Origin of the sequence: Streptomyces atratus, from assembly GCF_900119365.1 — a bacterium.
In the GTDB taxonomy this organism is placed as follows: domain Bacteria; phylum Actinomycetota; class Actinomycetes; order Streptomycetales; family Streptomycetaceae; genus Streptomyces; species Streptomyces atratus_B.
Map to the genome: position 1 here is coordinate 1 of NZ_FPJO01000077.1, position 5,286 is coordinate 5,286.

Annotated in this window: 7 protein-coding genes and 1 pseudogene; 5 read left to right on the forward strand and 3 right to left on the reverse strand. The window is 68.6% G+C overall.

Annotated elements, in window-relative coordinates:
* Positions 1-137: 137 nt before the first annotated feature.
* Positions 138-677 (reverse strand): hypothetical protein, encoded by a 540-nt coding sequence (locus tag BT364_RS38675; RefSeq protein ID WP_072489796.1) that lies wholly within the window; start codon positions 675-677, stop codon positions 138-140.
* 817 nt (positions 678-1,494) lie between these two features.
* On the opposite strand from BT364_RS38675, the gene BT364_RS43895 reads away from it, so the two are divergent.
* Both BT364_RS43895 and BT364_RS41255 read left to right on the forward strand, forming a co-directional pair.
* Positions 1,495-1,626: a hypothetical protein gene (locus BT364_RS43895; protein ID WP_256260432.1), complete on the forward strand. Its 132-nt coding sequence runs from the start codon at positions 1,495-1,497 to the stop codon at positions 1,624-1,626.
* Positions 1,627-1,944: 318 nt separating this feature from the next.
* Positions 1,945-2,133 carry a hypothetical protein gene (locus BT364_RS41255; RefSeq protein ID WP_143166635.1) on the forward strand — a complete coding sequence of 63 codons (189 nt, stop codon included), beginning with the start codon at positions 1,945-1,947 and terminating at the stop codon, positions 2,131-2,133.
* A 318-nt stretch (positions 2,134-2,451) separates the two neighbouring features.
* Here BT364_RS41255 and BT364_RS42195 read toward each other — a convergent pair whose 3' ends face one another.
* Complete coding sequence (locus BT364_RS42195) at positions 2,452-2,598, reverse strand: hypothetical protein (protein ID WP_177328409.1); 147 nt, start codon at positions 2,596-2,598, stop codon at positions 2,452-2,454.
* Positions 2,599-3,217: 619 nt separating this feature from the next.
* Positions 3,218-3,598 carry a DUF4232 domain-containing protein gene (locus BT364_RS43905; protein ID WP_371268711.1) on the reverse strand — a complete coding sequence of 127 codons (381 nt, stop codon included), beginning with the start codon at positions 3,596-3,598 and terminating at the stop codon, positions 3,218-3,220.
* Here BT364_RS43905 and BT364_RS43910 point away from each other — a divergent pair.
* The 3 genes and pseudogenes from BT364_RS43910 to BT364_RS38700 all read left to right on the forward strand — a co-directional run.
* Entirely contained in the window at positions 3,543-3,890 is a 348-nt protein-coding gene (locus BT364_RS43910) for a hypothetical protein (protein ID WP_256260433.1), read from the forward strand. The two genes, BT364_RS43905 and BT364_RS43910, sit on opposite strands and share 56 nt — an antisense overlap.
* A 172-nt stretch (positions 3,891-4,062) precedes the next feature.
* Positions 4,063-4,332 (forward strand): annotated as a pseudogene (locus BT364_RS39680) (SpoIIE family protein phosphatase); the annotation flags it as partial.
* Positions 4,333-4,672: 340 nt separating this feature from the next.
* Positions 4,673-5,286: IS6 family transposase (locus BT364_RS38700; RefSeq protein WP_072489584.1), on the forward strand; the 614-nt coding region annotated here is incomplete at its 3' end.

Here is a 5,286-nt window from a genome sequence, read left to right on the forward strand (position 1 = left end):
ACTCCTCTCACCACTCCGGCCCCCAGCCAGACACGCCGGAGCACCTCTGCAGATCAACCCGTACGCACCTCTGCACCAGAGCCCGTACGCCGACAAGCCGCATAGACGTGTTCAACATCCGAGGTCAAGGCCCCTCCTTACTCCTCTTCTTTCTCTTCGTCCGCGTCGCCGATGGCGGCGCAGAGGTCGTGCATGGGGGCCGCGAATGGGTTCGAGAACGAGGTCAGGTCGCTCACGCGGACCAGGCTGAGCTTGCTGGGTTCGGTCTCGGAGCCAGACAGGATCACTTCCGTGCTCTTGATGCCCCCTCGTGCGACCCAGTAACGGTTGCTGCTGTTGCGCCAGAGTTCGAACGTCAGGGGTTTCCCATCTGTGGTGATGGTGACGGGTTCGGAGGCTGGCAGGCTGGCAGGGGGTTCCTTTTCGGGGTGGAAGTACATCTCGAAAGCCCGCTCCAGGGCCTCGCTGGCCTCTGCATTGCCGGAGGAGGCACTGAAGACCGTGACGTGCTCGACCTGAGGGTCGAAGTACGGGGAGCCGAACCACAGGTACACATGGGCGTGACCAGTGGCTCGGTTGTAGCCGTGACCCGTGACCTGCCGTGACTTCGGCCAGGTGGCGTCGACAGCGAAGACGCTGAAGCCTTCTGCCGAGCCAGGGTTGCCTTGATCGTTCATGGGATCTCCAGTGCGCTCGCCCGTGATCAGGCATCCTGCCACCGCAAGAGAACCGGCGGGAAATAGGAGCCTGGAGGACAAGGGGCACCCAGCACCGGCCCGGCGGCGCCTACTACTTACCTGCAGAGGGGTCTGCGCGCAGCCGGACCCGTCACCGCCGTCCGGCGCGGTGAACCCTCCGGCACGTCACACCCGTCACACCAGCCGGTTTCAAAAACCGGCCCCGCCCCGAGGCCTTCCACTGCCAGGCCGCACGTCTTCCGCAGCCCCGGTCACCCGATCGTGGGCCGGTACTCGAAGACGCCAGAGGTACCCGGCTTCCAAGACGTACCTTGGCCAGGCTGCGGGTCCCGGCCAACCACCCGGACGGGACCCGCGGTCACACCCCTGGCGGCCACCCCGCCTGCCCCCGGCCGCCAGGGAATCCAACCGGCACAGCGCCCCCTGGTGCTCGCCGCCGTCCCCCATCCCGTAGACATGCCCGGTGCTGGGGGCGGACGATCCGGCACGCTGTAGCGGGCCGGTCGTCCACTCCCCGACATCGCCGCTGGTCAGCCCTCGAACAGCCATGGACGAATAAGAACTCTGCCAGGCGCGCAGGCGGCAGGGGCCTACCGCGCCCCCTCTCCTACTTCTCCACCAGGCCCGTCTGAACCATCCGGCCCAGCCGGCGCAGTCCTCGGCGACCGCTGCCCCCGGCACGTCATCCCAGTCAAACCAGCCTCAACTCTGATGTCCTCAGCCCGCATCCGCCGCCTTCGGGAACCGGGGCGGCGTGCGGAAGTACCGCACCACTTCACTCACCAGTAGGACCCGCGTGACCGAGACCGTGCACGACCACCACGAGGACCGCATGTACCCGACCTTCGGCGACCCGGAGCCGTGCAGCTGCGCCGAACTCCTCCTGGACGAAGTGCGGCCCCAGAACGAGGACGAGAACGCGGCCTGACGGATGCTCCGGGGCGGCCCTGCGGCAACCGCAGGGCCGCCCCGGGGTGCCACCGCCCGGACATACGACGCCCACGGGACACAGAGCCCCTGTTCGCAGGGGCCGGGTCGGAGTGGGTGTAACACCGGGCGTGGCCAGTCGTTGAACCCGCCGGACACGTCACAGTGCACCGAGAGACCCCGGGCGTAGCGCCCGGGGTCCCGTGCTGTGCGGACACTGACGGCTGGCGGTTCAGACCGTCGGGTCGCCGGGCGGCCCGGCGGCCGCACCGCCTATTCATCCTGTCGGCGTCCCGGGGTGCAGGTGTTGGTGCGCGGCGTGTTGCTGTTCGATGGCGCGGTGCAGGTGCCACAGGGTGACTGCGGGGAGCAGGCCGCCGAGCCGGGCAGCCGCAAGCAGGTCCTCCACTGCTGCGGCCAGAAGGGTCCTGGCGGCGCGCGCTCGGTGACGCGGTGCTGCGTCACCGGTGACCTGTGGCGCTATTGGACCAGCTGCCAGCTCTGGTAGGCGCGTGGTCGGTTCGCTCGGCTCATATGCCGTGCAGAGCTTGACCGAGCGTCAGCAGTGGGAGGAGCGGTGGATGAGAAGCGCTTCGAAACGTACGGCCGGTACGCCGATGCCCTCAAGGCCACCAGCCGACCCCGGTCGCCCCTTCAAGCCGGTCGCCAGCGACCTGACCCGGCGGCTGCCGTCGGCCCCAGCGGAGCGCACGGTGCATCAGGATCCCAGCGGCGCGATTGCCGGCCCCTTGCCGCGGCTTCCCTAGTCGCGCGCCCAGCAACGGGCCATCCTCACCCCAGACCCGCACGCCGTCGCGGAGGGGTGTCACATCTCGTCCGGGCGCAGGTCGCGGACCCAGCGCCAGGTTCCGCCGGTGTCCAGGCTGTAGAGGGACCGCCCGGCGGGGTACTGGCCGTAGTCGCTGGTCTGGATATCGAGCCCCAGCTCCGCCATCGCTTCTATGACGGCCAAGTCGGAATTCTGGTCGCGGCCGCGTCCTCGATCAGCGTCGGGGACAAACCCCGCCATCGTGAAGGAGGCGGGACCCACATCAGGGGCAGAAGCACCAACGACGACTCCGGCGAACATCAACGGACAGACGAAGGAGCAGAAAGCGCCGTACGAGGCGGCAGATGACGCCCCAGCAGGAGCCCGGTTCAGCGCGCAAGGCGAGTCAATTCCCTGGACGGCGCGCCCGCCCGAGCGCAGCTTCGCGAGTCACATGGCCCGTTCCAACGGCGGGACGACCCTGGCGGTACTGGTGCACTCGGGCCCGGCGCAGCGCGGCGGCCTCGGTCGCCGCGGCCTGGTAGCGCCGCTGTGCACTGAGCGCCTCGATCGGGGCCGGCGCATCGTCCGCGACGACGTCGGGCTCGGGGAACGCGCGGCGACAGCTCCCGCAGCGCGGCGGTCTGCCGCTCCACCGCTGCCGCGATACCCGGATCCACTCGAGACGGCCGTGCGGCGTCACCGTGCGCGGCGCTGAAGCGGGCGGCGGCGGCCGCGTACCGCGGCGCGGCACCTGCCGCGCGGTCCGGGCCGGTGATCCCTCAGCAGGTCCGCTGCCAGGAGCTGCCCGCGGGCACCGCCCCTAGTTGGTCGTGTGCGTGGGGTAGACCTCGACGTCGGTGTAGGCGCCCTTGATGTCCCCCGCGCCCGCGGGCCACTTCAGGGTCACGGTGTGGGTCTCGTTCGGGGGCGTCACCAGGATGTTGGTCGGGGACGCGAGGCTGTCGCCGGTGTTGTCGATGTCGTAGGCGAGGTCGAAGACAGCGGCGTCACCGGGCTTCAGGGTGGTGATACGCGGCTGGGCGTGGCCGCGCTCGATGGGGTTCGAGGTGTTGTCGGCGTCCTTGATGTCGACGCCTGCGAAGCCCGTTGCCGAGCAGGTGGTCGAACCCCGGTTGATCATGGTGATGTCGATCCTGCCGGAGTTCTCGTCGGGTGCGGCGTCCGTGGCGTCGATGGCCAGGTCTTCCGTCTTGCAGAACGTGACCTTGGCGCCGGTCTTCGTCGCGCTGTTCGTGGCTGCCTCTGCCTCGGTGTCCTCACCTGAGCTCGACTTCGCGTTGCCGGCCTCCGAGCCGCCCTCCGACTTCGAGCCACTGTCCGAGGACGAAGAAGACGAGGACGAGGAGCTCTTGGAGGACGAGTCCTTCCCGGAGCTGTCGCTGCCACAGGCGGTGAGCGAGAGGGTGGCGGCGACGCCGATGGCGGCGAGAGCGGTGATGCGGGTGTACTTCGCGGTGTTCCCCCAGGAGTAACGCGGTGCATGCGGTCGAAAGTATTTGTATCCCGCACCGAGTCACAGGCGGTCCTCCACGACGTCTTCGTTCCGTCACAGGCGTATCGACCTCACGGTCCGCCAAGGCACCGCCGTACGTTCACCAGTGGGAGCTCTCACTCCCCCGACCAGGTAATCCTCACCCAGTGACCACCGTGCTGCGGGTGCCGCCCGGCGCCCCGATCGGCGTCGGCGGGGTGGACTTCGAGGCCGTCGAGCAGGACGCGCCCGTGGGCGCCACGCTGCTGCTGTACACCGACGGCCTGGTGGAGTCCCGGCTGCGGCACGTGTGAACCAGGGTCGAGCAGTTGCGCGAACGGCTCGCAACCGCTGCCCATCGAGTTGGCCCAGACCACTCGCCGCCGCTGAAGGCGCTCTGCGACGACGTCCTGGACATGCCCGGCCCGGGTGACTTTACCGACCTGCCTGGGAGTCTTTGCGTCACCCGTCTGGGTCATCTCATGAGCTGTCCTGGGCGCGTTTACCGAGCGCGCTCGTAGGGTTCGGCACGTACTCGAAGATCGTGGGGCGGGCGGGCAGTGACGCGACCTGGGTTGGTAGTTGGTGACCTGCGCGTGCAGGTTCTGACGCGTGCGGGAGGTGGCCGGTCGTACACGATCTTGTGTGCCGACGGATCCGTTCACGATGAGGCTGATGACTTCCTCCGGCTGTACGAGGGGTCGGGAACGCAGAAGGGCACTGTCACGTTGGCGAATGGCGTGGGAGGATCTTCGAGTTGATCATGGTGGAGGGGGATCGTCCGTGGGGAGCGCGTCGCCGTCGTACAAGGGGCACCGGTACGTGGAGATCATCTCCCACTGCGTGTGGCTGTACTTCCGCTTCCCGCTCAGTTTCCGCGAGGTCGAGGAACTGATGCTCGAGCGCGGCGTGATCGTCTCCCACGAGACCGTCCGCCGCTGGTGCGCGAAGTTCGGCCAGGCCTACGCCAACGGCCTGCGCCGCCGGCGACCCCGGCCCGGCGACAAGTGGCACCTGGACGAGGTCTTCATCAAAATCAACGGAGAGCAGAAGTACCTGTGGCGAGCCGTCGACGCCGACGGCAACGTGCTCGACATCCTGGTCCAGAACCGGCGGGACACCGCTGCGGCCAGGCGCGTCTTCCGCCGCCTGCTGAAGACGACCTGCTCGGTGCCGAGGGTAGTCGTCACGGACAAGCTGCGCTCCTACGGGGCGGCCCACCGCGAGGTGATGCCCTCGGTCGAGCACCGCTCCCACAAGGGCCTGAACAACCGGGCCGAGAACAGCCACCAGCCCACCCGCCAGCGCGAACGCGCGATGAAGGGGTTCCGCAGCATCGGTGGAGCACAGCGGTTCCTGTCCGCGTTCAGCGGCATCTCACCCCACTTCCGGCCCCG